This window comes from Mycolicibacterium sp. lyk4-40-TYG-92, assembly GCF_030209435.1.
Lineage (GTDB): Bacteria > Actinomycetota > Actinomycetes > Mycobacteriales > Mycobacteriaceae > Mycobacterium.
In genome coordinates this window covers 32,659-58,462 of sequence record NZ_JARVRX010000011.1, presented here as the reverse complement: position 1 = coordinate 58,462, position 25,804 = coordinate 32,659, and the positions used below count along the sequence as shown (strand labels likewise).

26 protein-coding genes are annotated in these 25,804 nt (G+C 68.2%); 15 read left to right on the top strand and 11 right to left on the bottom strand.

What is annotated here, in order from left to right; all coding sequences use genetic code 11:
- Positions 1-38: 38 nt before the first annotated feature.
- A complete protein-coding gene (locus QRN63_RS17190) occupies positions 39-695 on the bottom strand; it encodes a maleylpyruvate isomerase family mycothiol-dependent enzyme (protein WP_285031922.1) in 657 nt (218 codons plus the stop codon).
- A complete protein-coding gene (locus QRN63_RS17185) occupies positions 685-1,443 on the bottom strand; it encodes a DUF899 domain-containing protein (protein ID WP_285031920.1) in 759 nt (252 codons plus the stop codon). The genes QRN63_RS17190 and QRN63_RS17185 overlap by 11 nt, the downstream gene beginning before the upstream one ends.
- An 86-nt stretch (positions 1,444-1,529) precedes the next feature.
- On the opposite strand from QRN63_RS17185, the gene QRN63_RS17180 reads away from it, so the two are divergent.
- From QRN63_RS17180 to QRN63_RS17165, 4 genes are all read left to right on the top strand, one after another.
- A complete protein-coding gene (locus tag QRN63_RS17180) occupies positions 1,530-1,862 on the top strand; it encodes an ArsR/SmtB family transcription factor (protein WP_285031918.1) in 333 nt (110 codons plus the stop codon).
- Positions 1,859-2,299: an SRPBCC family protein gene (locus QRN63_RS17175; protein ID WP_267315997.1), complete on the top strand. Its 441-nt coding sequence runs from the start codon at positions 1,859-1,861 to the stop codon at positions 2,297-2,299. The genes QRN63_RS17180 and QRN63_RS17175 overlap by 4 nt, the downstream gene beginning before the upstream one ends.
- 21 nt (positions 2,300-2,320) lie before the next feature.
- A complete protein-coding gene (locus QRN63_RS17170; protein WP_285031916.1) occupies positions 2,321-3,076 on the top strand; it encodes a BglII/BstYI family type II restriction endonuclease in 756 nt (251 codons plus the stop codon).
- A gap of 79 nt (positions 3,077-3,155) precedes the next feature.
- Positions 3,156-4,019: an MT-A70 family methyltransferase gene (locus QRN63_RS17165; RefSeq protein WP_267315999.1), complete on the top strand. Its 864-nt coding sequence runs from the start codon at positions 3,156-3,158 to the stop codon at positions 4,017-4,019.
- Between the two features lie 74 nt (positions 4,020-4,093).
- On the opposite strand, the gene QRN63_RS17160 is transcribed toward QRN63_RS17165, so the two are convergent.
- A complete protein-coding gene (locus tag QRN63_RS17160) occupies positions 4,094-4,942 on the bottom strand; it encodes a glycoside hydrolase family 16 protein (protein WP_267316000.1) in 849 nt (282 codons plus the stop codon).
- Between QRN63_RS17160 and QRN63_RS17155 the strand changes: the two genes are divergently transcribed.
- Positions 4,926-5,792 (top strand): hypothetical protein, encoded by an 867-nt coding sequence (locus QRN63_RS17155; RefSeq protein WP_285031913.1) that lies wholly within the window; start codon positions 4,926-4,928, stop codon positions 5,790-5,792. The genes QRN63_RS17160 and QRN63_RS17155 overlap by 17 nt on opposite strands.
- 274 nt (positions 5,793-6,066) lie before the next feature.
- Here the strand turns inward: QRN63_RS17155 and QRN63_RS17150 are convergent, their stop codons facing one another.
- The 3 genes from QRN63_RS17150 to QRN63_RS17140 all read right to left on the bottom strand — a co-directional run bounded on the left by QRN63_RS17150 (position 6,067) and on the right by QRN63_RS17140 (position 9,505).
- The gene (locus QRN63_RS17150; protein WP_285031911.1) at positions 6,067-7,995 is read right to left on the bottom strand and encodes an Hsp70 family protein; all 1,929 of its coding nucleotides are present in this window, start codon (positions 7,993-7,995) and stop codon (positions 6,067-6,069) included.
- Between the two features lie 164 nt (positions 7,996-8,159).
- Positions 8,160-8,810 carry a L,D-transpeptidase family protein gene (locus tag QRN63_RS17145; RefSeq protein WP_267316003.1) on the bottom strand — a complete coding sequence of 217 codons (651 nt, stop codon included), beginning with the start codon at positions 8,808-8,810 and terminating at the stop codon, positions 8,160-8,162.
- A gap of 47 nt (positions 8,811-8,857) precedes the next feature.
- Entirely contained in the window at positions 8,858-9,505 is a 648-nt protein-coding gene (locus QRN63_RS17140; RefSeq protein WP_285031910.1) for a phosphatase PAP2 family protein, read from the bottom strand.
- Between the two features lie 99 nt (positions 9,506-9,604).
- Here QRN63_RS17140 and QRN63_RS17135 point away from each other — a divergent pair, with 99 nt between their 5' ends.
- The 8 genes from QRN63_RS17135 (at position 9,605) to QRN63_RS17100 (ending at position 18,235) form a co-directional block, all read left to right on the top strand.
- A complete protein-coding gene (locus tag QRN63_RS17135) occupies positions 9,605-11,266 on the top strand; it encodes a purine-cytosine permease family protein (protein WP_267316005.1) in 1,662 nt (553 codons plus the stop codon).
- Between the two features lie 86 nt (positions 11,267-11,352).
- Positions 11,353-11,838, top strand: coding sequence for a hypothetical protein (locus tag QRN63_RS17130; protein ID WP_267316006.1), 486 nt, complete (start codon positions 11,353-11,355; stop codon positions 11,836-11,838).
- 26 nt (positions 11,839-11,864) lie between these two features.
- Positions 11,865-12,584, top strand: coding sequence for an NUDIX hydrolase (locus QRN63_RS17125; protein WP_285031909.1), 720 nt, complete (start codon positions 11,865-11,867; stop codon positions 12,582-12,584).
- Positions 12,585-12,684: 100 nt separating this feature from the next.
- The gene (locus tag QRN63_RS17120) at positions 12,685-14,058 is read left to right on the top strand and encodes a sulfatase family protein (protein ID WP_285031907.1); all 1,374 of its coding nucleotides are present in this window, start codon (positions 12,685-12,687) and stop codon (positions 14,056-14,058) included.
- A 62-nt stretch (positions 14,059-14,120) separates the two neighbouring features.
- A complete protein-coding gene (stf0, locus tag QRN63_RS17115; protein ID WP_267316009.1) occupies positions 14,121-14,921 on the top strand; it encodes a trehalose 2-sulfotransferase in 801 nt (266 codons plus the stop codon).
- Positions 14,918-15,859, top strand: coding sequence for a sulfate adenylyltransferase subunit CysD (gene cysD, locus QRN63_RS17110; RefSeq protein ID WP_285031905.1), 942 nt, complete (start codon positions 14,918-14,920; stop codon positions 15,857-15,859). The genes stf0 and cysD overlap by 4 nt, the downstream gene beginning before the upstream one ends.
- Positions 15,859-17,718 (top strand): sulfate adenylyltransferase subunit CysN, encoded by a 1,860-nt coding sequence (cysC, locus tag QRN63_RS17105; RefSeq protein WP_267316011.1) that lies wholly within the window; start codon positions 15,859-15,861, stop codon positions 17,716-17,718. The genes cysD and cysC overlap by 1 nt, the downstream gene beginning before the upstream one ends.
- A gap of 310 nt (positions 17,719-18,028) precedes the next feature.
- Positions 18,029-18,235, top strand: coding sequence for a hypothetical protein (locus tag QRN63_RS17100; protein ID WP_267316012.1), 207 nt, complete (start codon positions 18,029-18,031; stop codon positions 18,233-18,235).
- Between the two features lies 1 nt (position 18,236).
- On the opposite strand, the gene QRN63_RS17095 is transcribed toward QRN63_RS17100, so the two are convergent.
- A complete protein-coding gene (locus QRN63_RS17095) occupies positions 18,237-18,998 on the bottom strand; it encodes a trans-aconitate 2-methyltransferase (protein ID WP_285031904.1) in 762 nt (253 codons plus the stop codon).
- Positions 18,999-19,080: 82 nt separating this feature from the next.
- On the opposite strand from QRN63_RS17095, the gene QRN63_RS17090 reads away from it, so the two are divergent.
- Together QRN63_RS17090 and QRN63_RS17085 are read left to right on the top strand one after the other, a co-directional pair.
- Entirely contained in the window at positions 19,081-19,980 is a 900-nt protein-coding gene (locus QRN63_RS17090; protein ID WP_285031903.1) for an amidohydrolase family protein, read from the top strand.
- A 9-nt stretch (positions 19,981-19,989) separates the two neighbouring features.
- Entirely contained in the window at positions 19,990-21,225 is a 1,236-nt protein-coding gene (locus tag QRN63_RS17085) for an alpha/beta hydrolase family protein (RefSeq protein WP_285031902.1), read from the top strand.
- A gap of 33 nt (positions 21,226-21,258) precedes the next feature.
- On the opposite strand, the gene eccE is transcribed toward QRN63_RS17085, so the two are convergent.
- From eccE to QRN63_RS17065, 4 genes are read right to left on the bottom strand one after another with little or no spacing between them, the layout of a single operon-like run.
- Positions 21,259-22,164 carry a type VII secretion protein EccE gene (gene eccE / locus QRN63_RS17080; RefSeq protein ID WP_285031901.1) on the bottom strand — a complete coding sequence of 302 codons (906 nt, stop codon included), beginning with the start codon at positions 22,162-22,164 and terminating at the stop codon, positions 21,259-21,261.
- A complete protein-coding gene (gene mycP / locus QRN63_RS17075; RefSeq protein ID WP_285031900.1) occupies positions 22,161-23,540 on the bottom strand; it encodes a type VII secretion-associated serine protease mycosin in 1,380 nt (459 codons plus the stop codon). Before mycP ends, eccE begins: the two co-directional genes overlap by 4 nt.
- Positions 23,540-24,949 carry a type VII secretion integral membrane protein EccD gene (gene eccD / locus QRN63_RS17070; protein WP_285031898.1) on the bottom strand — a complete coding sequence of 470 codons (1,410 nt, stop codon included), beginning with the start codon at positions 24,947-24,949 and terminating at the stop codon, positions 23,540-23,542. The genes mycP and eccD overlap by 1 nt, the downstream gene beginning before the upstream one ends.
- A complete protein-coding gene (locus QRN63_RS17065) occupies positions 24,927-25,799 on the bottom strand; it encodes an ESX secretion-associated protein EspG (RefSeq protein ID WP_285032141.1) in 873 nt (290 codons plus the stop codon). Before QRN63_RS17065 ends, eccD begins: the two co-directional genes overlap by 23 nt.
- Positions 25,800-25,804: the final 5 nt, after the last annotated feature.

Sequence of the window (25,804 nt, the reverse complement as noted above, 5' to 3'; positions counted from 1 at the left end):
CGATTGATTGACGACGCGGCAACCGATATCCCCGTCCTTCACTCAACCACATCCGCGCCGGCGGGTCCGAACAGATACAGGTGATCGAGTACCGGCTCGGGGTCGCCGGACCACGCCATGGCCGCCATCTGGCTGCGACTGCGTCGGCCCGTGCGCCAGCGGACCGCTTCGAATCGCGTGGTCTTCAGCTCGATCACCGACTCACCATCCGGACCGCACCGGTAGTCACCATCCTCGACAACGATTCGCACCGGCACCGGCGTCTCCAACTTGCGCAGCAGCTGGTCGGAAATACATTGCAGCGCAGCAGAATCCCGCGAGCCCGGGCGCCCGAGTGCGTCACGGATGTCGTGCTCATGGACGACGATGTCCCCGAGCGGCGGGGCCACACCCGCCTGCGCGAGCCGCGGCAGTGCGGCAGCCGCCTCGCCCCACACTCGCACGATGTCATCCACGTCGCGTCCATCGAACCGGGCCACCTGGGCCGCCGTCTGCTCATCGGAGGGCGGGGCGAGCCGTCGTCCTACGGCCCAGTCCTGTGCGACACCGGCCATATGGGCCAACACATCTCGCACCGACCAGCCGGGGCAGGCGGCGACCGCCGCGCCGACCGAGGCATCCGGCGCACTGACCAATTCGACGACGCGGTCCATGGTCTGCTGATAAAGACCCGCGAGGTCAGGTTCATCGCTCACAGGAGGCACACCCTTCTGTGCGCGGCGGACGGGGATCGTCGGGCTTGCTGGGATCGGGGTCGCCGAACCAGCGGGACGGCTGGTGCTCGCCGTAGGTGTCGCGCCAGTCCCACCATTCGTAAGGCGGGTCTTGCGGGTATCCGGGCGGGGAATCCTCCCAGGTCTCCTGGCGGCCGAGCGCCGTCATGTCGAGATAGCTCCACGAGGTACCCAGCGCTTCGTCGCCGCGGTTGTTGATGAAGTAGGTGCGGTAGACGGTGTCCCCGTCACGAATGAAGGCGTTGGTGCCGTGCCATTCGTGCACACCGAAGTCGACGTCGAAGTCGTCGGTGATGGTGTACCAGGGCATTTTCCAGCCCATCCGGGCCGTCATGCGCGCGATGTCGGGCTGCGGCGCGCGCGAGGCGAACGCCAGCGTCGTGTCGCGCGCGTTCAGATGGGCCACATGCCCGACGTTGTCGGCGATCATCGAGCAACCCCGGCAGGCGTGCTCGGGCCAGCCCTGCACACCCTCCTCGAAAAATGCCCGATAGATGACGAGTTGCCTTCGCCCATCGAACAATTCGACCAGACTCAGCTCACCGTCCGGGCCGACGAAGGTGTAGTCCTTCGTGACCGGCGTCCACGGCATACGGCGGCGCATCGCGGCCAGTTGGTCCCGCTGTCGGGTCCATTCCTTCTCTGCGACGAGCATCTTCTCCAGCGCGGCGTCCCACTCGGCCGCCGACACGATCTCGGGTTTCTGCATGGCGTCCCTCCCCAACAGAATCATTAAACAAACTTGTTGAATATCACTATTCCAGGAGAGCACGATCCGTCGCTATAGTCAACAAGATGGTTGAAGATCAGCTGCTGGACCGGGCCTATGCCGCCCTGGCCGATCCGACGCGCCGATGGCTGCTCGAGGCTCTGCGGCAAGGCGATGCGCGCATCACCGACCTGGCCGCCCCGCTGCCCATGACGTTCGCCGGCGTCTCGCGGCATATCGGCGTGCTGGAGTCGGCGGGCCTCGTGCAACGCGATGTCCGCGGCCGCGAACGGTGGGTGTCGCTCCGCCCCGACGGGCTGACCATGGCACAGCAGTGGATCAACGAACAATCCAATTTCTGGTCGGTCCGGGCCGACGCGCTCGCAGACCGCTTACGCCGCAAAGGAAATGGCCAATGACCGAACCTGTGACCGTGCGCGTGCAGCGCGTCATGCCGGCAGTTCCCGACGTGGTGTTCGGCGAGTGGCTCGACGTCGAGTCGCTGATGGACTGGATGTGCCCACGCCCGTCCCGGTGCGTCGCCATCACCGTCGAACCCCATGTCGGCGGCAAGCTGCAGTTCGACGTCGACCACGACGCCACGGGCACCATCGTCCTGATCATCGGGCACTTCCTGGAGATCGACCGCCCGCGCCTGCTGCGTTTCACGTGGAGCAATTCGAACTGGCCCGACCCGACGATGGCCAGCGTCGTCAACGTCACCTTCCAACCCCACGGCGACGGCGAGACGCTGATGGAGATCGAGCACTCGCTCCTGCCGTCCCACGAATACGACAATTTCCACAACGGCTGGGCACGCACGGCCGAACAACTGGAGGTCGTACTCCGCCGCTGACCGCACTGCTACCGTCGCCCCGTGGATCTGACGGACTCGTACGCCCGCGTGCTGCCGACGCATATCCGCGATCGCTACGAGTTCATCGAAACCCGCAACGCGGCCGCGATCCTGGCCGCCACCAACCCGCAGCGGTTCGACGAGCTCCTCACGGCCCTGGACGAATTCCAGCTCCGCACCGACGATCTCGTGCAACCTGGTGGCCAGGAAACCGAGCTCGCGGCCCGGCTCAACACCGCCTTCCGCAACAAGGGCTGGCGTGAAGCGCGGGTGGATACCCGCATCCGCCTGGAGCTCCGCAAGATGCCGCACAAGCCGGCGGGTGAGGTGCATCCGACCTTGGAGGACACCGAGGTGTTCAACGAGGGCTACAAGGTCGACAACTTCGTCGACCGCCTGGCGCTGGACGTGGAGTGGAACGCCAAGGACGGCAACCTCGATCGTGACTTGAGCGCCTACCGCGCGCTGTACGACGCGGCGTTGATCGACGTCGCCGTCATCATCACCCGCACCCAGACCGACCTGCGCACCTTGGGCTACCGGCTGGGCATCGAAGCCGGCATGGACGACGAGCGCGCCCGCCGCATCCTGGCCACCACGACCACCACCAACACCGAGAAGCTGCGGCCGCGGATGCAGCGCGGCGACAGTGGCGGCTGCCCGCTGCTGGCGGTCGCGATCTGCGCCCGCACGTGGGCCGACCACGTCCCGGACAATGCGGCCCCGGACCCGGCGGCTCCCGACACAACTGACGACATCGGCCTCTGGGAGGCCTGACCTGTCGGTGCCATCGCCTACGATTTCGTGAAGATCTTCTCCGTTCGAAAAGATCTAATTCGAAGGTAGGAGTGACAACGTGGCGAAACGCAGCGACCAGGCCGGCGCCGAGTCGAAGGCCGCCCCCCTGCGCGATATCGCCGCGCCGCCGCCGCTGCCCACCGTCGACGGCGGCTGGAAGACCGTATTGGCCGATCCCCCTTGGCGTTTCACCAACCGTACCGGCAAGGTCGCGCCGGAGCACCGGCGCCTGGACCGCTACTCCACGCTCGATCTCGAGGCCATCTGCGACATCCCGGTGTCCACCGTCGCCGCCCGTGACTCGCACCTGTACCTGTGGGTACCCAACGCGCTGCTGCCCGAGGGATTGCGCGTCATGGAGGCGTGGGGCTATCGCTACGTCTCCAACGTCATCTGGGCCAAGCGGCGCAAGGACGGCGGGCCCGACGGCCGCGGAGTGGGCTTCTACTTCCGCAACGTCACCGAGATCATCCTGTTCGGCGTGCGCGGCAGCATGCGCACACTGCCGCACGCCCGCAGCCAGGTCAACATGATCGAGACCCGCAAGCGCGAGCATTCCCGCAAGCCCGACGAGCAGTACGGGTTCATCGAGGCCTGCTCCCCCGGGCCGTATCTGGAACTGTTCGCCCGGCATCCGCAGCCGGGCTGGACCGCATGGGGCGACGAGTCCGCCGCCGACGTCACGCCACGCGGCCAGGTGCACAGGGGCTATGCCGGCGGCGCGATCGACGTCCCACCGGTGACCAAGCACGTCAGGCTGGACCCGAACACCGCCGAACGCATCGGCAAGGAACTGCGTATCCGCTACGAGAACGGCGAGAGCATCCGCCAGCTCGCCGAGGAGACCGGCTACGGCATCACGCGAGTGCGCGGACTGCTGGAGCGCGCCGGCACCACGTTCCGCGGCCGCGGACCGCAATAAGCCGGGGGCCGCAATAGCGGGCGCAATGAGAATGGGCCCCGCCGAAGCGGGGCCCATTGACAGTTGTTGGAGGGTTACCAGACGCGCACGTAGTCGACGAGCATCTCGGCCGGGTAGCTGCCGCCCTTGGGGTCGCCGCCACCGGAACCGGCCACCGCCAGGTTCAGGACCGGGAACACCGAGTAGCCGGGCAGGTTGAACGGCCAGTCATCCAGCGAGTTGGCCGGCACATAGAAGTACGGCTGCATGCCCTCGACGTAGTCCTGCCAGAACGAGATGCCGGCGTCGTTCCAGGTGACGCGCCAGGTGTGCCAGCCACCGTCGATCGGATGCGGGTGCGTGTCGAACGACGTGCCGTCCGACCGGGCGTGCACCGTGGTGCCCGACGGCCATTCACCGTTGCCGTACCACTCGGCCAGGTCGATCTCGCCGCCGACGACGGGGTGGTCGTTGGACAGCCACCAGGCCGGCCAGCAACCGTTGGTCAGGCAGTTGAACTTGATCCGGGCTTCCCAGGTGGTGTTGATACCGCCCCAGAAGGTGCCGAAGACCTTGCCGCTCGTGTATTTCCCATTGCCGTCGCGCGTGGCGCGGATGACCAGGTTGCCCTTGCCGTCCAGGAAGACGTGCTCCCGGTCGTCGCGGTACTGGCCCATGTTCTCCGGGCGGTCCCAGAACACCGGGTTCTTGATGGTCTCGCGCGCAGGGGAGATGTTCCACTTGGCCGGGTCGGGCCGCGAACCGGCGGGGCCGTCGAACTCGTCGTGGAAGATGTAGGACTGTGGTTGTGCAGCCGGCTGCGGGGCCAGCGGCGGAGTGGGCGAGCTGCCCGGTTGGGAATCCGCGAGAGCGGCGGGGGACGGCATCGCGGCGGCGGCCAACAGGCCGAGCCCCGACGCGCGCATCATGTTTCGACGATCCATTTCCGGCACAGTGGGATATACAAGCCGCTCAGACAGACTTCACGCAACTTGCGACACGCTTGAAATCACCTGTAGGAGCGGCATTCTCACCACCGGCGCGCAACCACGAGCCGACAGCCAGCAAAACATCATCTTAGCCAGACTTCAGCGCCAGCCTGGGAAACCCGACCAAAATATCAAGATCAGCAATAGTGGACACCCAACCGCGCACGCAGCCGGGTATTCGGCACCGCCGAAAAAAACTGAAACCGTCCGGCAACAGCCGATTCAGGTTCAGCGTCCGGCGTTCTGGCCTTCCCAGACCTGGCCCGCATCGGCAGCCGCTGCCGCTGCCGAGGCGGCGGACTCCGAGGCGGCAGCCGCAGAGGCGGAAGCCGCCGCAGAGGCGTACGCCGCCGAACCTTGCGGGCTACCCAGCGAGTTGCCGGGACTGCCCGCAGTGGCGTACGCCGCCTCACAGTTGAGCGACAGCAAAATTTGGCTGGTGCTCGAACCACCACTGTTCGCCGGCGCCGAAACCGTGCGGGCAACCTGGTTGGTCACCACGCAGTTCGGCCACTGGAGCTGGTCGCCCACAGTCGTCGAGACCAACGGCTTGAATCCGGCGCTGGACAGTGCCGATCGCGCGTCACTGAACTTCTGCCCGACCACATTGGGCGGAGAACCAGCAGATGCCACACCACTACTGATCAACGCCACGGCACTCAGCGAAGTTGCCGCAGCAACACCCCATGCAGTCTTCATGGCGCCCTATCCTGCCTTAACTCCCGGCGCTGCGCTCATCGTTGACGCAGTTGATGCCGCCGGAGACCAGGTCTGGGTGGCACCGTTGTTGAAATCGGGCACCTGAGGGCTGTTGAAAACGGTGTTGGTCGGTGCGTGGTCGGAGCCTGCGACAGCGCCGCCACCGGTCACTCCGGCGGAGAATGCACCCAGAGTTCCCAGCGCGACCATGGCCGCAGCACCCACCAACCCGACGCGAGTTCTTGTCGAATTCATAGAACAAGATTGCCGCATCTGTGATATGCGGGCAAGTTAATTTCCTGTTCACACCAACATTCGGACGCACGCGTCAATAATCATCAGGGGGTTTAAATCAGCCAAATCGGTGGCAATTCCGCCCATCAATAGGGGTATTGCTGTGGGTACTGCCCGTACGGGTACTGCTGCTGTCCCGGGTAGTACGGGTTGGCCGGCGGCTGTGATTCCACCGGTTGATCCGGGCCCTTGGGCACCTGAATCGGGATCGGCACCGGGACGAACGGCAGCCGGATATAGCTCGTCGTCATGGTCGGCGTCGTCGAGGTCGGCGTCTCCGACGTAGGCGGTGGCGGAGGCGGCGGGGGCGGCTCTGTCGTGGTGGCGGTGGTGGTCGCCGGCGGCGCAGTCGTCGTCTGGGCGTGCGTCGTGGTGGTGTGCGTGGGCGCCGGAGCATGGGTGACCGGCGGTTGATAAGTCGGGCTGGGCTGCGGAGGTGGCGGCGCGGGCACCTCGTTGGTGACGGTGACGGTGCTGGGTGCCGGCGGCTCGACCGGCGGCGGTGGCGTCGGCGATTCGCTCATCGACGGCGGCGGCGCAGTGGTCGACGGCGCGGCCGGTTTACGGTCACCGGTCAGCGCGATGGTCACGCCACCCACAGCCGCGATCACGGCGAAGATCGCGACGCCGAACACCACCAGCGGGAGCCGCTGCCAGGCCTTGGACGGCTCGGTGGCCACCGCTGCGGCCGGCGGCACGTACTGCGCGATGGCCCGGGTGGCCGTGGTGTCGCCGAAGACGTCGTCGCCGGTGTACGGCAGCAGGTCGCCACCGCCGTCGGAGTCCTCCGACCAGGCCAGGGACGGGCCGGCGGCCTTGACCACGCGGGCGGCGGCGGTGTCGGTGAGCACGTCGAGGTCGGAGACCGGGGCAGGTTCGGTGGCCGACCCGCCGTCGACCGCGGCGGTCGGTGCGGTCCCGGGCAGCAGCACGGCGGGAGCCATCCCGGTCTGGGCGGCAGAGTCGGCGCCGTACACCGCGAACAGCGCCGCGCCGACGGCGGCATCCAGCGCCGGCTGCGGGGTCGTGACCAGCACGCCCGCGGCGCCACGTGCCTCGACATGTTCGGCCAGCCGGATGCTGACCAGCGGGATCCGCGCGCCGCCACCGACCGCGACCACCGAGCTGACGGATCGCCACGCAATGTTGTTGCGCTGCAACAGATCATCAAGCTCCGCCAGCACCCCGGTCAGCGGTTCGCCGAGCAGTTCAGCCAACTCGGCGCGGGTCACCTCGACGTCGCCCTGGTGACCCGGGATATCCACCGGCACCGTCGTTGTCTCAACCTCTGACAGCTGTTCCTTTGCCGCGCAGCAGGATTCACGGAGCTTCTCCAGCGAACTCACAGCCGCGGTGCCCGCGGTGTCCACTCCCCCGGCGCCGCCGACCCGGTCGAGCACGTGCGCCAACAGCGTCTGGTCGACGCCCTCGCCGGAGAACTCGGTGTACCGCACCGTCTCGATGGGCTCGAACGATGCGTCGGCCACGGCGAGCGTGATGCTGGTGCCGCCGCCACCGAAATCGAGCAGCGCGGCCGTCCCGGTGGCGGGCAGACCCGGATTGGCGTGCAGCGCGGTCAGTGCGGCCACCGCGTCGGACACCAGGCGCGCCGGCACCCCGTTGGGCGCCAGACTGGGATTCGACCGCATCACCGTCCGCATCGCCCGCAGCGTCGCGGTATCCCAGTGCGCCGGAACGGAAATCGCCAGCTGTCCCGTCGGCGGCTCTCCGCCGGCCGCTTCGATCAGGGCATCCAATGCCTCGGCCACCAGCTGGTCAGCGTGATATGCCGTGCCGTCGGGGGCCACCATCGGCACCGGATCACCGACGCGTTCGACGAAACCGCTGAGCGTCACGCCGTCGTCGACGGCAGCACGATCTTCTGGGGACACCCCGATCTGCGGCGCACGGTCACGGAACAGGCGCAACACCGCGCGCCGCACCATGGGCGGTTCACCGACGCGCGCTGCGACCAGGTTGGTCGTCCCGATCGACAACCCCAGCTGGTAGCTCATAACCCCACCAGCCTAACGTGCGAACGTGTTGCCGGAGCTCGGGACACGTGCGAACGGCGTTCTCGCAGCTTGCTTTTCGTCCGCTGTGTCTGCGCTGTGGAAGAAGTCGGCCCAGCGTTCGGTCCGGCTCCGAAGTGAAACCCGGTGCTTCCCTTCATATCTGATTACTTGGCAACGGCGATCAGCGCTCCCGGTTGCAGCCATCGCATGATTTTCACCAGCGTGCCCTCGTCGATCGCCACACACCCGGCCGTCGGGCCATCGCCGATGTGGACGAAGAAGGCGCCGCCGTTGCCGGGCGTCCGTTGCGGGTTGACGCCCATGACGACGGCGTACTTGTAGGGCGTGATGTCGAGGTTCTCGGTGCCGCTTGCCGGATCGGTGTCGAAGCGGCACTGCGCCTTCTTGCACACCTGCATGGTGTTGTAGGTGGGGCTCTTCATATCGCCGTCCCACCAGTGATCGGGCGTGGTCTGGACGTACTGCAGACCGGTCCCGGGATTGGCGGCGGTGCCGAACGCGAACGGCAGCGTGAAGATGCCCATCGGGGTCTGCAGGTTGCCGTCGTGGCTCTGCGGGACCATGCCCCGGGAGCCGACGTGTGCCGGGATACCGACGGCGACGGCGTCCCACCCCGCGGGCCCACGCTGGTACACGTCCATCTTGGCCGACGAACCACCAACGCCCACAACCGAAATCACCTGCGTGGCCGCTCCCACCGAATTGGCGAACCACGGCGTGACCACCGCATTGCCGACGGGCGCCAGTGCCACCGCCAGCGCGGCAGCACACAGCAAAGCGAACAGTCGGCGCACCCGTCCATGGTCGAGAACCGCCCAATGGAAGGTCAAGCCAGGGCGGGTCAAGGTTTGGGCACGATAACGCTTCGGCTTCGAGACCCGCCGTGACTGAGTAGTGGTAGGCAGACAAGAATCCACAGGCCGCCCAGCAACCAACCCGCGAGCACATCGGTCGGGTTGTGCACGTTGAGCACCACCCGGCTCACTCCGACGATCACGACGATCACCGCGCAGAGCACCGCGATCAGCCGGGCGCCCGCCACGCCCCAGAACCGGAACACCGCACACAGTCCCAGCGCACCGGCCATGGTGCCCAGCGCATGTCCCGACGGAAACGACCACGACGGTTCGTGCGCCAGCGCGGTCAGCGGCCGCGCCCGTTGCGCGATGTCCTTGGCGACCTCGGTGACCAAGCCCGACGACACGACCGCAACAAGTAGGAAGATCGCGGTGCGCCGTTGCCGCCGGGCCAGCGCGACGAACGCGACCACCGCCGCGACGATGCGGAAGGTCCACGGACCGAAGACGAACGACAGCCACTTCCAGCCCAGCACCCAGCCGGGATGCGCCGTACCGTAGCGGTGCGCGGGTTCGAGCAGCGACGCGTCGAGCGTCGTCACCCAGGACCACTGTGCGACCCAACCCACCCACAGCAGGGCGTAGCCGATCGCGGCCGCGACTCCGATCAGCCAGCGGTTGCGGTTCGTCACCGGTCTCCTTTCGGGCTGTGCCAGAGCGCCACAAATTCGCTACCGCCCGGAACATAACTGTCACGGGCATGAAACAAACTGACCATAGCTTCGCTAACCATGACCCAAGACCTCAGCCAGGAGCCGCTGACGCCTGCCGCTGCCGCGGACGTCGATCAGGACCGGTTGACCGCGACGCGAGAAACCCTGGAGGACTACACCCTCCGCTTCGCGCCGCGCAGTTACCGGAAATGGTCGACGCGTGTGGTCGGCATCTCTGCGTTGGGCGGCATCGCCTATCTGGCCGATTTCGCGATCGGCGCCAACATCGGTATCTCGTACGGCACCACCAACGCGTTGGCGGGCATCGCGATCTTCGCGGTCGTCATCCTGCTCACAGGGTTTCCGGTCGCCTACTACTCGGCCCGGTACAACATCGACCTCGACCTGGTGACCCGCGGCAGTGGCTTCGGCTACTACGGCTCGGTGGTCACGAACGTCATCTTCGCGACGTTCACGTTCATCTTCTTCGCGCTCGAAGGGTCGATTATGGCCCAGGGCCTCAAATTGGGCCTGGGTCTACCGCTGTGGCTCGGCTACGCGGCGTCGACACTCATCATCTTCCCGCTGGTCATCTACGGCATGAAGGTGCTCTCGACGCTGCAGGTCTGGACCACGCCGCTGTGGCTGGTGCTGATGGTCCTGCCGTTCGGCTACCTGCTGATCTCACACCCCGAGTCGATCCAGGACTTCTTCGCCTACCAGGGCGCAAACGGCGTCAAGGGCTTCGACATGGGATCGACGCTGCTGGCCGCCGGCGTCTGCCTGTCGCTGATCGCGCAGATCGCCGAGCAGAACGACTACCTGCGGTTCATGCCGCCGAAGACCCCCGAGAACAAGCGGTCGTGGTGGACCTGGCTGATCCTGGCCGGCCCGGGCTGGGTGTTCTTCGGCGCCATCAAGCAGATCATCGGCCTGTTCCTGGCGGTCTACCTGATCGGGCACGTCGCCGACAGCGCCGGTGTGGCCAACCAGCCGGTGCACCAGTTCCTGGAGATCTACGACAACTTCCTGCCCAAGTGGCTGGCCCTGACCCTGGCCGTCATCCTCGTGGTGATCAGCCAGATCAAGATCAACGTCACCAACGCCTACTCGGGCTCGCTGGCGTGGACCAACTCCTACACCCGCATCACCAACCACTACCCCGGCCGGATCGTGTTCCTCGGCGTCAACCTGCTGATCGCGCTGGTGCTGATGGAAGCCAACATGTTCGACTTCCTCAACACCATCCTCGGCTTCTACGCCAACTGCGGCATGGCCTGGATCGTGGTGGTCGCCAGCGACATCGCCATCAACAAGTTCGTGCTGAAGCTCTCGCCCATGAAGCCGGAGTTCCGTCGCGGCATGCTCTACGCCTTCAACCCGGTGGGCTTCGGGTCCATGCTGATCGCCGCGGGGCTGTCGGTGATCGCGTTCTTCGGCGGGCTGGGTGAGGCCCTGCGGCCGTACTCGCCGCTGGTGGCGATCGTGCTGGGCCTGGTGCTGCCGCCGATCTTCGCCGTCGCCACCAAGGGCAAGTACTACCTGCGCCGCACCGACGACGGCATCGACCTGCCGATGTACGACGAGTACGGCAACCCGTCCGACGAGCATCTGCTGTGCCAGAAGTGCCACCACGAGTACGAACGGCCGGACATGTTGGCCTCGGCCCAGGGCGGCTACATCTGCTCGCTGTGCCTGGCGACGGACAAGACCGGAGAGCACGTCCTGCCCGCGCAGTGACCCGCTGGCGCCGAGTGTGACATCACAGTCACGCTCGGCGCCGTTTCTCATAGTGGATTCACACTCGCGGGATCTACGCTGAGGACATGGCTGTTCTGCTGCGCAAGCTGCTCGGCATCGGCAACTTGCCCGATGACATTCGCGAGCAGCTCCAGGCCGAAGGGCTGCTGCACGTGGCCGAGTTCGTCCCGGTGACCTTCCGGTTCACCGGCCACGTACCCGGCAAGGTCGCCAAAAGCACCCTCCGCAGTCTCGTCGGTGCTCTGGTCATCACCGAAAAGCGGCTCATCGGCACGCTGTCGTCGGCGCCGAAGAAGGGCGCCAAGACCGTCAACCATCAGTGGGACGCGCCCGACGGCACCATGGTGCGCGCCGAGCTGGACGAGTCCGGTCTGCTGCTGGACGCCCCCGACCTCTCCGCCGTCGACCCGAGTTTCGAGGGCTCGATGTCGCTGCGCTACAAGACGCCGCTGTCCGCCGACCTCCTGGCCGCGCTGCCGGCCCGGGCGTTCACCTTCGACGTCCCCAACAAATACGTGTATCTGGCCTGCGGGATGCCCCCCACCACCTGAATCAGCCGGGGCGTAGCGTCGGGCCGATGACAATCCGGTACGACGACGCCCTGCGCGAGCAGATCGGGACGCACCTGGCCGGCCACCAACGCCGCGTGGTCGACGACCCGAGCAAGCGCCACGCCGCGGTGGCCATCGTGCTGGTGGACTCCGAGCGTGGCGAGGACCGCATCGACCCCGCCCCGGTCGACGAATGGATCGGCGGACGGCCGCTGCCCGACCAGAACCTGGACGGCCGCATGGTCGACGTCGCCGGCGGCGCGGCGTTCCTGTTGTGCCGCAGGACCTCCCGGCTAAACTCCCACGCCGCCCAGTGGGCCCTGCCCGGCGGGCGCCTCGATCCCGGCGAGACGGTCGTGGACGCCGCGCTGCGCGAGCTGCATGAAGAGGTCGGCATCACGTTGCCCGGAGACTCGGTGCTGGGCCTGCTCGACGACTACGCCACCCGTTCCGGATACGTCATCACGCCCGTGGTGCTGTGGGGTGGCGGCCGCCTCGACCCGCGGCCCTCCCCGGACGAAGTGGTGGCCGTGTACCGCGTCGGGCTGCATCAGCTGCAGCGGCCGGATTCGCCGCGGTTCATCTCGATTCCCGAGAGTGACCGTCCAGTGGTCCAGATTCCGCTGGGCAACGACCTCATCCACGCGCCGACGGGTGCGGTCCTGCTGCAGATGCGCTGGCTCGGGCTGGAAGGCCGGCCGGACCCGGTCGACGAGTTGGAGCAGCCGGTGTTCGCGTGGCGGTGAGCCGGGCACGAATCATGCCGCACGAAACCGTTGAACAGTAAAGCAATTCGCGGTTTCATGGCTGGTTTCGTGACCATGATCGCCAGGAGGTAGCCGACCCATGCCCCAAACCCCGGGCCAGAACGTGCTGTTCGTGCACTGGCACGACCTCGGGCGCTACCTCGGGGCGTACGGCCACCGCGACGTCAGCAGTCCCCGGCTGGACCAGCTGGCCGCCGAAGGCATCCTTTTCACCCGGGCCCACGCCACCGCGCCGCTGTGCTCGCCGTCGCGCGGGTCGCTGTTCACCGGGCGCTACCCGCAGAGCAACGGGCTGGTCGGGCTGGCGCATCACGGCTGGGAGTATCACGCCGGCGTGCAGACCCTCCCCCAACTTCTCTCCGAATCCGGTTGGCACACCGCATTGTTCGGAATGCAGCACGAGACGTCGTTCCCCTCCCGGCTGGGGTTCGACGAATACGACGTCTCGAACTCGTTTTGTGAGTACGTCGTCGAGCGGGCCCTACGGTGGCTCGACGAGCCGCCCCAGAAACCATTCCTGCTCACCGCCGGGTTCTTCGAGACCCACCGGCCGTACCCGCGGGACCGCTACGCGCCGGCGCCCAGCGACACCGTCACCGTCCCCGACTACCTGCCCGACACCGACGGCGTGCGGGACGACCTGGCGGAGTTCTACGGGTCCATCGCCGTCGCCGACGCGGCGGTCGGCAGACTGCTGGATGCCCTGGAGGCGGCCGGCCTGGACCGCAACACGTGGGTGGTGTTCCTCACCGACCACGGTCCGGCGCTGCCGCGGGCCAAGTCGACGCTGTACGACGCCGGGACCGGGATAGCCCTGGTCGTGCGGCCACCGCGCGACGCCGGGATCGCGCCGCGCGTGTACGACGAACTGTTCAGCGGGGTCGATCTGCTGCCCACGCTGCTCGACCTGCTCGGGGTACCCGTTCCGGTCGAGGTGGAGGGCCTCTCGCACGCGCAGGCACTGACGCGAACCGAGGCGCAGCCCGCGGTCCGCGAAGAGGTCTACACCGCGAAGACCTATCACGACTCGTTCGACCCGATTCGCGCAGTGCGAACAAAAGACTTCAGTTACATCGAGAACTATGCATCGCGGCCGTTGTTGGACCTGCCCTGGGACATCGCCGACAGCCCGCCCGGCCGGGCCGTGCAGCCTGCCATCGGTGACCCACGCCCGGCCCGCGAGCTCTACGATCTGCACGCCGACCCCACCGAGCGACACAACCTGCTGTTGGACGTGCAGCCCGAATATCATGCGGTGGCAGCACAATTGGCACTAAAGCTCAACACCTGGCGGCAGGAGACGGGCGATGTCATACCCTCGGACTTCACCGGGACACAGATCTCCGACCGCTACACCCGGACGTATCTGAGTATCCACGGACGTCCCGCCACGAGCCGCTCGGCGGTGGCCTCCGACCGCGGAATCAACCCGGATTCGACCTCGCAAGACTAATACTCATTGTGCGAAAAATCCCCTTCTGCAAGGGATTTCGGCGCAGGCTAGGCTCTTGCGCCATGACAGCATCGACGGCCTATCTGGTCCTCGCGTCGCAGCGCAGCGGCAGCACGCTTCTGGTCGAGTCGCTGCGCGCCACCGGTGTGGCCGGCGAACCACAGGAGTTCTTCCAGTACCTGCCGCACACCAGCATGTCGCCACAGCCGCGCGAGTGGTTCGCCGACACCGAGGACGAATCGATCCTGCGGCTGCTCGACCCGTTGATCGACGGCAGGCCCGAACTGGCGCCGGCGACCATCTGGCGCGACTACATCCAGAGCGCCGGCCGCACGCCCAACGGGATCTGGGGCGGCAAGCTCATGTGGAACCAGACCGCGCAGCTGCAGCGCCGGGCCCAGCAACTGCCCGACCGCTCGGGTGACGGCCTGCTGGCCGCCATTCGCGACGTCATCGGCTCCGACCCGGTCCTCATCCACATCCACCGGCCCGACGTGGTCTCGCAGGCGGTGTCCTTCTGGCGCGCGGTGCAGACCCGCGTGTGGCGCGGCCGCCCGGACCCGGTGCGTGACGCCCGCGCCGAGTACCACGCCGGCGCCATCGCACACGTCGTGCGCATGCTGCGAGCCCAGGAAGAAGGCTGGCAGAAGTGGTTTCTCGACGAGAACGTCAACCGCATCGAAGTGCCGTATCCGGTGTTGTGGCGCAACCTGACCGAGGTCGTCGGCGACGTGCTGGAGGCACTCGGCCAGGATCGCAGACTGGCGCCGAAACCGGTGCTGGAACGTCAGGCCGATCAGCGTTCGGACGAATGGGTCGAACGCTACCGAGCCGACGCCGAACGGGAAGGGCTGCCGCTATGAGCACCACAAGCATCCACGTCGACGAGCTCCGGCTGCTCGAAGCCGAAGCCGTGCACATCATCCGCGAGGTGGTGGCCGAGCTGGAGCGCCCGGTGTTGCTGTTCTCCGCGGGCAAGGACTCGATCGTGCTACTTCGCCTGGCCGAGAAGGCTTTCCGGAGCCGGAAGGCCGGCGACATCGGATTCAGCCCCGGGCCTCTACCTTTTCCTGTGCTGCACGTCGACACCGGTCACAACTTCCCGGAGGTCATCGACTTCCGGGATCGCCGCACCACCGGCGTCGGGCACAAGCTGCTCGTCGGCTCGGTGCAGGAGAGCATCGACACCGGCCGGGTGGCCGATCCGGGCCCGGGCGCGTCGCGCAACCGGCAGCAGACCCGCACCCTGCTCGATGCCCTGGAGGCCGGCGGCTTCGACGCCGCGTTCGGCGGCGCCCGCCGCGACGAGGAACGCGCCCGTGCCAAAGAACGCATCCTGAGCTTCCGCGACGAGTTCGGCCAGTGGGACCCGCGCGCCCAGCGGCCCGAGCCGTGGTCGTTGTACAACGGCCGCATCCGCAAGGGCGAACAGGTCCGGGTGTTCCCGCTGTCCAACTGGACCGAGCTCGACATCTGGCGCTACATCGAGCTGGAAAACCTTGAGCTGCCGCCGATCTACTTCGCGCACGAACGCGAGGTGTTCGAGCGCGACGGCATCCTGCTCGCCGTGTCCGAGTACACGCAGCCGACCGGTAACGAGAAGGCCGCCGTCGAGTGGGTGCGCTACCGCACCGTCGGCGACCTCACCATCACCGGCGCGGTGCGGTCGAAGGCCGTCGACATCGCGAGCGTGATCGCCGAGATCTCCGCTGCCACCGTGTCGGAACGCGGCGAGACCCGGGCCGACGACCGGACGTCGGTGGCGGCGATGGAAGACCGTAAGCGAGAGGGCTACTTCTGATGAGCACCAGGCAACTTCTGCGGATTGCCACGGCAGGCTCCGTCGACGACGGCAAGAGCACGCTGATCGGCCGGCTGCTGCACGACACCGACAGCCTGCCCCTGGATCACCTCGACGCCGTCACCGACGACGACGGGGTGGCCGACCTGGCGGCCCTGTCCGACGGCCTGCGCGCCGAACGCGAACAGGGCATCACCATCGATGTGGCCTACCGCTTCTTCTCCACCGAGGCCCGCAGCTACATCCTGGCCGACACCCCGGGGCACGAGCGCTACACCCGCAACATGTTCACCGGCGCCTCCAACGCGCACGTGGCCATCCTGCTGGTCGACGCCCGCGCCGGTGTCCTGCGCCAGACGCTGCGCCACGCGCGGATCGCAAAGCTGTTGGGTATCAAGCATTTCGCAGCGGCGGTCAACAAGATCGACCTGGTCGATTTCGACCAGGCGCGGTTCGACGCCGTGCACGACGAGCTGGGTCAGGTTGCCGCCCGGCTCGGCGCTGTCGACCTGACGGTGATCCCGCTGGCCGCCAAGCTCGGCGACAACGTCGTGCACCGGTCGGAGAACACCCCGTGGTACGAGGGGCCGACGCTGCTGGAGTACCTGGAGGGCATCGAACTCAGTGCGCCCCAGGCCGAACCGGCCAAGCTGCGGTTGCCCATCCAGTGGGTGTCCCGGCCCACCGCCGAGCAGCGGCGCCGCTACACCGGCCGGCTCACTGCCGGCACCCTGCAGGTCGGCGACACCGTCCTCAGCCTGCCGGCGGGCACCAGCTCGACCGTCACGGCCGTCGACACCCTCGACGACGACCGCACCATTGCCGTTGCGCCCCTGTCGGTTTCGATCGAGCTGGCCGACGACATCGACGTCGGCCGCGGCGATGTGCTGGTCAGCGGCGCCGAGAACGCCTCGATCCCGGTGCTGGCCCGCGAACTCGACGCGACGGTGTGCTGGTTCGCCGAGACCCCGCTGCGGGCCGGCGACCGGCTGGCACTCAAGCAGGGCACCCGCACCGTCCGCGCGACAGTGCAGGCGCTGCACACGCGGCTCGATCCGGAGACGCTCGACGACATCGATCAGCCGGTCGAGTTGGTACTCAACGACATCGGCGCCGTCACGCTGCGCACGAGTTCGACGGTGATCGCCGACCCGTACCGCGACAACCGGGAGAGCGGCGCCTTCATCCTGATCGACGAGACGTCCAACGACACCGTCGGCGCCGGCACCATCACCGAGCCGCGCGAGGTGAAGCTCGGGACCCACTCGCGCAGCGACATCCGTTGGCACCCTTCGTCATTGGACCGCTCCTACCGCTGGGCGCGAACCGGGCAGCGGGGCGCGACCATCTGGTTCACCGGGCTGCCGGCATCGGGCAAGTCGACGCTGGCCGTCGCGGTCGAGCGGGCGCTCGTCGAAACCGGGCAGGTCGCCTACCTGCTGGACGGCGACAACATCCGGCACGGGCTGTCCGACGACCTGGGCTTTTCCGCCGGTGACCGGGCCGAGAACATCCGCCGGGTGGGCCACCTGGCCCGGCTGCTGGCCGACTCCGGTGTAGTCGCGCTGGCATCGCTGGTGTCGCCGCTGAAATCGGACCGCGACACCGCGCGCGAGCTGAGCACCGTCGCCAAGCTGCCCTTCATCGAGGTCTACGTGTCCACGCCGCGCGCCGAGTGCGAGCGGCGCGACCCCAAGGGCCTCTACGCCCGGGCCAACGCCGGCGAGTTGCGCGGACTCACCGGTGTGGACGCCCCCTACGAGCCGCCGGAGAATCCCGACCTCGTGGTCGACACCACCGGCGCCGACATCGACAAGCTGGTGGCGCAGGTGCTGGGGGCGCTCAACGCCATCCGCTGACCAATAAATCCCTGGCTTCAATCACCGGGCCCCGACGGTCTTCATGATTGAAGCCAGGGACTCGTGCAGGCCCCCAGAAGTCCCTCAGGGCAAAAACCGTCGGGAAATCGCCAGCCACATTGCATTCAGGTACTTGTCCACCCTGCCCACGCCGTGATCGGGAGCTGTCCCCCAATCGGGGGACACGGGATTCATCCTATTGAGGGCCCGGCCGGTGGACAGACACCGCGGACCTGCTGCGGGACTCTTGAGTCAACACCGGACCACTCCGGACACGACATCAAACGCCCACAGCAGCAGGAGAATTCAGATGAGCATCGTCACCCGCTGGGTCAGCTACTTCATCATCGTCGTCGGCCTGACGGTCGCGCCCGGACTGATCGCCATCGGTCTGGCCACGTCCGCTCACGCCGCGCCGAACACCACCTCGAGCTCGGTGCACCAGGTCGTCGCGCACCAGAACAGCGCTCCCCAGCCCGGGACCCCGATTCAGCACCAATACCAGCAGGTGCACTGATTCACGTCTGCGCGACGACGAAAATCCGGCGGAACGGGAAGAACGTCGTGCCGTCGGGCTGGGGCGGATAGGCCTGCGCCAGCAGCGGGATGATCGCCTGCCGGTACCGCGCCCAGGCCTCGTCGGTGAGGCGGGCACGGACGTCGGTCAGCGCGGTACCGGTGATCCAGTCCAGCACCGGGGTTTCTCCGGACAATTGGTGCAGATACGTCGTCTCCCAGGCGTCGACGGTGCAGCCCGCGGCGGTCAGGAGCGCGGCGTACCCGGCCGGGTCGTCGACCACGTTCGTCTCCCGGAACCGGATATCGGCCAGTGCGTCGGCGAATTCCGGATAGCGGGCCACCTCACGTACCGCCTGATGCGACGGCGAGTCGAAGTTCCCCGGCACCTGGAACGCCAGCCAGGCGCCCTTCGGTAGTTGTGTCACCCATCGCCGCAGCAGCTCACGATGTTCCGGAACCCATTGCAGCACAGCATTACTCACCAACACATCGGTGTCCGGTGCGGGCGACCAGTCGGCGGCGGCGACCACCCGGGCGTCGACGCCGCGGGTGCGGGCCGCGGCCACCATCTCCGGTGAGTTGTCCACCGCTTCGATCACTGCGTCGGGCCACCGCTGCGGCAGCGTGGCGGTCAGATTCCCCGGACCGCAGCCGATGTCCGCCACCCGCCGCGGCGTCTCGGCACCGACTCGTGCGAGCAGTTCGTAGAAGGGCCGGCCGCGGTGGTCAGCGAAGGCGAGGTAGGTGTCCGGGTTCCACACATCCCCATCCTGCCGTCTCCTGGGGCGAATTCAGCGACGGGGCGTGCAAGCGGCCGGTGCGGGCCTGCCATTCTGTTAGGTGATGGACGAGTCAGTACGCGACCTCTGGCAGTCGCTGGGCCTCCCGGGCCTGATCGATGTGCACACCCATTTCATGCCCAAGAACGTGATGGACAAGGTGTGGAAGTACTTCGACAGCGCGGGTCCGCTGACGGGCCGCGTCTGGCCCATCACGTACCGCACCGAGGAGCAGCACCGGCTGGACACGCTGCGCGGTTTCGGGGTGCTGGCGTTCACGTCACTGGTCTATCCGCACAAGCCCGACATGGCGGCCTGGCTCAACCAGTGGGCCGCGCAGTTCGCCGCGCAGACCCCCGACTGCCTGTCCACCGCGACGTTCTACCCCGAACCCGGCGCACCGGACTATGTCGCCGAAGCCATCGCCGGGGGCACCCGGGTCTTCAAGGCGCACGTGCAGGTCGGCGACTACAACCCCGCCGATCCACTGCTCGACGACGTGTGGGGCACCATCGCCGACGCCGGCGTCCCGGTGATCATCCACTGCGGTTCCGGTCCGACGCCCGGTACCCACACCGGCCCCGACCAGGTCCGCACGGTGCTGGACCGGCACCCGAGCCTCAACCTGATCATCGCGCACCTGGGCATGCCCGAATACCGCGAGTTCATGGACCTCTGTGAACACTTCGCCGGCCTGTACCTCGACACCACCATGGCGTTCACCCCGTTCATCGAGGAAACGATGCCGTTCCCGCCCGCCGAATTGGCGCGCCTGGGTGCGCTCGGTGACCGCATCCTGTTCGGCAGCGATTTCCCCAACATCCCCTACCCGTACGCCGAATCACTGAACGTGCTCACCAAGGTCGCCGCTGACGACGACTGGCTGCGAAAAGTGCTGTACCACAACGCTGCCAGGCTGTTCGATCTCGACGATCGGCTGACGGGCGCCGAGAACCGGGGTTAGCATCCGAACGTGACCAGTCCGCAAGGCGATGCGTTCAACCCACCCGTCCCGGTCCCCGACGTACCGGGCGCGGATGCCACCGCGCGCGGACTGCCGCGCCGGGCCGACCTGACCTGGCAACAGAAGCTGATCGTCGACTCCTCGGCCGTGGCTGACCTGGGCCTGCGCACGGCGCTGGCCTCGGTGATCGGTGCCGGCATGCTTCCGCGGATGGCCGCCTCGGCGGTGCGCAACCGGACCGGCGACGACCCGGACGCCCTGCGGTTCTACGCCGAACTCGCGACCACGAAGGACCCGCAGCAGTGCTTCCCGGCGCCCAGCCGTCCGCCACTGGTGTCGACGCGGCCCGCCGGCCCCGTCGCGCAGTGGATCGCGCGCGGCCAGGTACAGAACATCTGGTTCCAGAGCAGTTACGACGCCGTGTATCCCGGCATCCGGGACCGCCGGCGCGGCTACACCCGCAACAACGTCGTGCATGCCCAGCACTGGCGGCACGACGACGGTCCGCGCCCCACGCTGTGCGTGATCCACGGGTTCATGGGCTCGCCGTACCTGTTCAACGGCTTGTTCTTCTCGCTGCCGTGGTTCTTCCGGTCCGGGTATGACGTCCTGCTGTACACCCTGCCGTTCCACGGACCGCGCGCCGAGAAGGGCTCTCCGTACAGTGGCTACGGCTTCTTCATGGACGGCGTCCCGGGTTTCGCGGAGGCCATGGCGCAAGCGGTGCACGACTTCCGTTCCGTGCTCGACTATCTGGAGCACACCGGTGTCGATCGCGTTGCGCTGACCGGGATGTCGCTGGGCGGCTACACCTCGTCACTGATCGCCTCGGTCGACGACCGCATCCAGGCCGTCATCCCGAACGTTCCGGTGGTGACTCCGGACCGCACGGTCGACGAGTGGTTCCCCGCCAACCTGCTCGTCAAGCTGAGCAACCGGTTGGCCCACACCGACGAGGACCTGGTCGCCACAGCTGGGCAGTACCATTCACCCCTGAACTACAAGCCGCTGGTGCCCACGGATCGGCGGCTGATCATCGCCGGTTTGGGTGACCGCCTGGCGCCCCCGCAGCAGGCCGAATTGCTGTGGGAACACTGGGATCGCTGCGCGTTCCACTGGTTCCCGGGCAACCACATCCTGCACGTCAGCCAGCCCGACTATCTCCGCCGCATGACCAAGTTCATGAGCCCGTTCATGTTCGACAGCAGCGACCGTCAGGCCGGCCAGGCACGCCCCGCCCGTTGATCCCGCGGGTAACGGCGTTCGCCACTCGGCCTTCTACGCCGTAGCCGCGGACGCAACCGCGGCGTCAGAGCCGAGCCCGGACAGCTCCGCGAGCAACCCGGCCGTCAGTACACCGGCCCGTGTTCCGAGACCACCGGCCGACGCCGGTGCCATCGCCGCCACCAGCGGCCCTTGCCGCCCCGACTCTCGTGCCAGGCCCGCGACGGCCGCCGCAGCGGGAGCGTTGGCCGTACGCACCGCGCAGGCCGCGGAAATGGTTGCACCAGGGGAGAACTCGAGGACCGTCCACAGTTCGGTCGTCGAGTCCAGCTCAGCAAGGCAGTCCGGCAGCCGCTGATCGGCGGGCAGTCCGTAGGCCGTCAGGTACCCGTCCGCGTCACGGACCGCGCGCCACGTCTCGCGCGCGCCGTCCGATCTGGGTGCGGGCGCAGCGTCGGTGACCGCGACCGCGACGCCGGCCTCGCGCAGCTGGTCGGCCAGCCGCCGGGCGACCTTCTCCGCGGTGTCCGCGAGCGGCAGATCCGACGACCGCGCCTGCAGCGCAGCAAGATTCGATGCGGCCGCCACAGTCACGCTGACCCACGCGCTGCGCGCACCATCGAGCCGGCGTTCGGTGACACGCACCGAATCGCAGCGCACGCCGTAGCGATCCACGTAGGAAGCGACGAGAGGCAATGCATCGTAAGGGAATTCGTCGGCTTCCAAAACCACCGTGACCTGACCGGCGGCCGGCCGCGTGGCGCCGCGCCGGTTCCTGCGCCACACCGCGAATCGGCGGGCCACCATGGTGGTGAAAAACAGTCCGCGCCACCAGGCGAACACCAGCAGCACAATGGCGACCGCGATGCCCAGGAGCCACTTCTGCGGTGTCGTGTGCCACGGGTACGTCATGGCCGCCGGGATGATCGCCAGCAGTGCCAACGTGATTCGGGCCGTCATCGGGCACCGTCCTTTCTTCGGTACGCGACCAGGGCGACCAGTGCGGCGATCGCCAGCACCGCCGCCCCGGTGAACGCGATGGTCCGGGGCGTGGTGTCCTTCGGCGCCGGCTCGGGCGGCATCGGCACCGCGACAGATTTCGGTGCCGGGGCCATCGCCGGCAGGTCCCAGGTCAAAGCCGCAACCGGGTCGACGACGCCGGCGCCCACCAGGTTCGACGGCGAGCGTGCGGCACCGTGTGCGGTGGCGGTCAGCCGGTGCGTCACGTCGGCCGCGTTCAGCGCGGGAAATCGGCTGCGCACCAACGCTGCGACACCTGCGACGTAGGCGGCGGCATAGCTGCTGCTGCGCAACGGGAACAGGTCGCCACGCTCGTTGGGCAGCGCGTTGGCGAGGCCGTTCGCGCCGGTCGACGCGACGTTCTCACCTGGTGCCGCGATGCCGACCCAGGGACCGGGGGTGGTGAAGTCCGACGGTTGTCCGGCGGCGTCGAGCGATCCGACCGACAGCACGTACGGCTGCCACCAGGACGGGATCGACACCGACTTGACCCCGGCCCAGTTCCGCGGATCGGCTGCGTTCCCGGGATTGTCGAGGGGATTCGCCTCGCAGGACGGGCCACCGGCCAGACCGGCCCGATCATTGCCTGCGGCGGCGACGATCACCGCATCCTTTTCCTGCGCAGCGTATTTCAGCGCCGCGCCCAATTCGGTCTGATCGACGGGCCGATCGGCGGGCAGGCAGGTCACCGCGGTGATGGCGATGACCTTGGCGCCCAGGTCGGCGGCATGCACCACGGCGCGGGCCAGCGTCGCGACCGCGATGGTCGCGTGCGCCGCAGCCGGGTCTCCCCCATTTCCGCGCGGGGCGTAGCGCTCGGACGTCTGACGGATGGCCAGTATGCGGGCGCCCGGCGCGACGCCGGAGAACCCGTCCGCCCCCGGCTGACCGGCGATCAGTCCGGCGACGAGGGTGCCGTGGCCATCGCAATCGGTGAGTCCGTCGGTGTTCTCCACGAAATCACCGCCGCCCTGGACATTCGGCAACCGCGGACCGGGATGTACGCCGGTGTCGATGACCGCCACCGTCTGTCCGTCACCGCGGCTGAAGGCCCAGGCACCCGGCACGTTGAGCTGGGTGTGGCCCGGACCCGGTGCGCCGGGGTCGGTCCCGGGCAGCACGCCGGCGGTGATGCACTGTCCGCGCTGTCCCATCGCCGCGACGGGTCCGACGCTGCCCGACGGCGGCGCCGCATGTTCGTCGACCTGCGGTGGCACGATGGCACCGGCGGCCGGCACCAGTGCCGTCGGCACCACCCCGGCAGTCGCGGCGAAAGCGGCTGTCAGGACGGAGATTCCGCGCCGGATGGCCACCATCACCGGTTGATGACCCAGGCGAACAGACCCACCAGGTAGGCCAGCACCGGGATCAGTGAAGCGTCCAATGCCGTCGCCGCGAAACCGACCAGGCGGCGCATCGGCAGCGAGTAGGTCTGCGGGTCGGCCACCTGCGGGTTCAGGGCAGCCACCACACCGACCGTCACGAGCGCCGCGAGCACACCCAGCGACCACCACGCGCCGGCGTAATGCCCCCCGACGGCGAATACCGTGAGCAGCACGGCCGCGAGCAGATACGGCTGGCTCAGCAGCCACACCTTGCACGGCACCGAGTCCCAGATGCGGGCCCGCAGCGCCGTGGCGAGCGCGGCGGCGGCGACCACGTACCAGGCCCAGGGCGACGGGTGGGCCCCGGCCACCAGGACCACCGAACCGGCCGTCATGGTCAGCACGGCACCGGCGAGGAAGCCGGTCTGGTGCGCGTCGCACACCCGGACCCGGCGCGGCAGATCAGCCAGCACCGACCGTGGCAGGGCCGACGGCGTGGGGTCGCCCGGCGCCGGGATGTTCGGCACCGGGAAGCGCGCCCACAGCGTCGACAACTGCGCGGCCTGGACCACAACCAGCAGCGCGAAAACGATGAGCACAGCGCCGACCACGGCGTTACCCAACTGCCAGATCGAAGCGGCGCCACCGACGATCACGCCCGCGATGCCGAGGACGGTCGTGGCGGTGAAGGCCGCGATGGCCTGCCCGCCGACGGTGATGCTGACGATCGACCAGACCGCGACCGCCGCCGCGCCGAGCAGCAGGCCGGCCGGACCGGACGGGCCGGGGACCGCCAGCGCGAAGGCCGCACCGACCGGCAGCAGGGCCGCCAGGCTCAGGGCAGTCGCCAGCCGCGGCATGGCGGGCCGGGTCAGCAGAGCGGCGGCGACGGTCAGCACCGCCACGCCGACGACGGTGAACAGGCCGGCCGGCTGGCCGGTGCGTACCCGCACCAGAGTGGCCAGCGCGGTGGCGAGCACTGTCAAGGCCACGACGGCCCACGCCGCGAAACGGCGGATGTGTGCATTGCCCCACGGTTTTTCGCGGGCCGCGGAGAAGATGGCGGCGGCATCGGCGATGTCCTCGACGATGCGCGGGGCCGGCGGGCCGGCGGGCACCGGCTGCAGTGCAAGGAGATCGCCGTCGACGACGCCGACGGTGTCGAGTGTCGCGTCGAGGCTGTACGCCGCGCCACCCAGCGGGGCGAGGGACAGCTCGGCACCTGCGGTCGCCTCGTGCGCGACGATGCGCCGCACCGCGGGGACGATCTCGCGCAGGGGCAGGCCCACAGGCAGGGCGACGTCGGTGAGTCGCCCGCGACCACCCTGCTCGTCGCCCGCGGCGAGCACCGCGACCCGCACAATCGGCATCGCGGTACTACCAGACGTGTTGGGGGACATTTTCTTTCCGTTCTCCAGTCGAGGTCTCGAAGTCTCGGGTCAGGTTCGCCGTGGGGAACCAGGAACCGTCGGGCAGCGTGGCGGTGAGCCGCTGCACCGCAGCGGTGACGGCGAGGTCGGTGCCCGGGGTGAAGTTTGAAAACCAGGTGCCGTCAGCGGCTTTCACCGGCGCCACGACGACGCGGCCGGCGGCGGTGTCGACGATGCTGACGCCGACGTCGGTGCTGATCCGGTGGCCGTCGCGATGATCGCCCGCCACGATCTCGACATAACTGCGGCCGGGAGCGAACGCGGCCCGCACGACGGCATGCGCCGAAGGCGGGATGCCGAGGTGGTCCATCACGTCGTCCAGCGAGTCGCCGCGGCGCAGTCGTTCGTCGGCCTTGGCCCCGATGTGGGCCGGCATCGCGAAGTCGTCGAAGCGGGCCGGCGCACGGCCGGACAACCCTGCCGTGAGCACCGGCACCAGCGCGTCCGGCGAAGCGACGGTCAGTTCGGTGCAGGTCATCAGGTGGTCGCTGCGCAGGACCGCCACGGTCAGGTCGCCGCTGCGCACGAGAATCCCGCGCAGCATGGCGCCGGCTCCGGACACCCATCGCAGTTCCAGCCAGCGCCGGGGCCGGCACACGGCCCGAATCCATTGCGCGACAGCGGGATGCACGGAGCCGTCCGAGGACAGCACCCCCATCCGCGTCAGCGCGGTGACCTGGTCGGCATCGAAGCCGTTCTTGGCGGCGGGGTCGCTGTAGGGCTGCGTGATGGCCAGCACCCACGGAAAGCTTCCGGCGCCCAGGCGATCCGCGAGGAACCAGGCTTGCGCCGCGGTCAGTTCGACCGCGGAGACCGGGATTCCGG